This window comes from Solemya elarraichensis gill symbiont, from assembly GCF_002021095.1.
Taxonomy (GTDB): Bacteria; Pseudomonadota; Gammaproteobacteria; order Chromatiales; family Chromatiaceae.
In genome coordinates this window covers 1-1,777 of the sequence record NZ_MPRK01000309.1, presented here as the reverse complement: position 1 = coordinate 1,777, position 1,777 = coordinate 1, and the positions used below count along the sequence as shown (strand labels likewise).

1 protein-coding gene is annotated in these 1,777 nt (G+C 37.3%); it reads right to left on the bottom strand.

What is annotated here, in order from left to right; all coding sequences use genetic code 11:
* On the bottom strand, positions 1-1,641 hold a 1,641-nt coding region (gene dnaK / locus BOW51_RS10495; RefSeq protein WP_078477663.1), incomplete at its 3' end, for a molecular chaperone DnaK.
* Between the last annotated feature and the right edge of the window lie 136 nt (positions 1,642-1,777).

The window sequence follows — 1,777 nt, the reverse complement described above, 5'->3', positions numbered from 1 at the left end:
GGTTGAGTGTATTAAAGAATCTGCCATATTTTTACTGGCGACCAATTCTTGGAATTTTTTATCCTCATCAGCATGTGCTTCAGCATCTTTGATCATTTTTTCAACTTCTTCATCGCTCAATCCAGATGAGGCTTTAATGGTGATCGACTGCTCTTTACCAGTATTTTTGTCTTTGGCAGATACATCTAAAATACCATCAGAATCAATGTCAAATGTTACTTCGACTTGAGGTTGACCTTTAGGCGCATTTGGAATGCCCTCAAGATTGAATTGACCTAATGATTTATTGGCACTAGACATGTTACGCTCTCCTTGTAATACATGCACAGTTACTGCAGATTGATTGTCAACCGCGGTTGAAAATATTTGGCTTGCATTAGTAGGTATGGTTGTGTTTTTCTCAATTAATTTAGTCATAATACCACCCATGGTTTCAATGCCTAAAGACAATGGTGTTACGTCTAGTAACAATACATCTTTAACATCACCACCTAATACGCCTGCTTGAATTGCAGCACCCATCGCTACTGCCTCGTCAGGGTTAACATCTTTTTTAGGCTCTTTACCAAAGAAGTCTTGTACCATTTTTGTTACTTTAGGCATACGTGTTTGACCACCTACTAAGATAACTTCATCAATATCACTTGCAGATAAATCTGCATCTTTAAGTGCAGTTTTGCATGGCTCAATAGTGCGTTTAAGTAGATCTTCAACCAATAATTCTAATTTAGCACGAGTAATTTTGATATTAAGGTGTTTAGGGCCTGAGGCATCTGCAGTCACGTAAGGTAAGTTGACGTCAGTTTGTTCAGAAGAAGACAGTTCAATTTTGGCTTTTTCAGCTGCTTCTTTTAGGCGTTGTAGTGCCATAGGATCATTGGTTAAATCAACACCTTGGTCTCTTTTGAACTCATCTACTAAATAGCCAATAATACGTTGATCAAAATCTTCACCACCTAGAAAAGTATCACCATTGGTAGAGAGTACCTCAAAGTGCTTTTCACCATCAATATCTTCCATTTCAATAATAGATACGTCAAATGTACCACCGCCTAAGTCATAAACAGCAATGGTTTTGTTACCTTTAACTTTATCAACACCATAAGCCAATGCTGCTGCAGTTGGCTCATTGATAATGCGCTTAACATTAAGACCTGCGATTTTTCCAGCATCTTTAGTTGCTTGACGCTGTGAGTCATTGAAATAAGCAGGAACTGTGATAACTGCTTCGGTGACTTCTTCACCCAAATAATCTTCAGCAGTTTTTTTCATTTTACCAATGACTTTTGCTGAAATTTCAGGTGCAGCCATTTTTTTACCTTTAACTTCAACCCAGGCATCACCATTGTCAACTTTAACAATTTTATAAGGTACAAGGTTAATATCTTTTTGTACAGCATCTTCGTCAAAACGACGACCAATTAAACGTTTAATTGCGTATAATGTATTTTCTGGATTAGTAACTGCCTGACGTTTTGCCGGCTGACCAACCAAAACTTCTTCAGAATCTTTTGGATAAGCAATAATGGATGGTGTGGTGCGATCACCTTCAGAATTTTCAATAATTTTAACGTTACCGCCATCCATAATAGCTACGCACGAATTGGTTGTACCTAAGTCAATACCGATAATCCTTGACATTTTTTACTCCTTAATATTTAATATACGCCCTATATAGGGATGGGCATTTTTTTTTCAAGGATTAGGGGTAAAAATTTTATAAGCGTTGCTTGAGCAATGCCTCTACTGATGTAGGTACAAAAATACTAATATCACC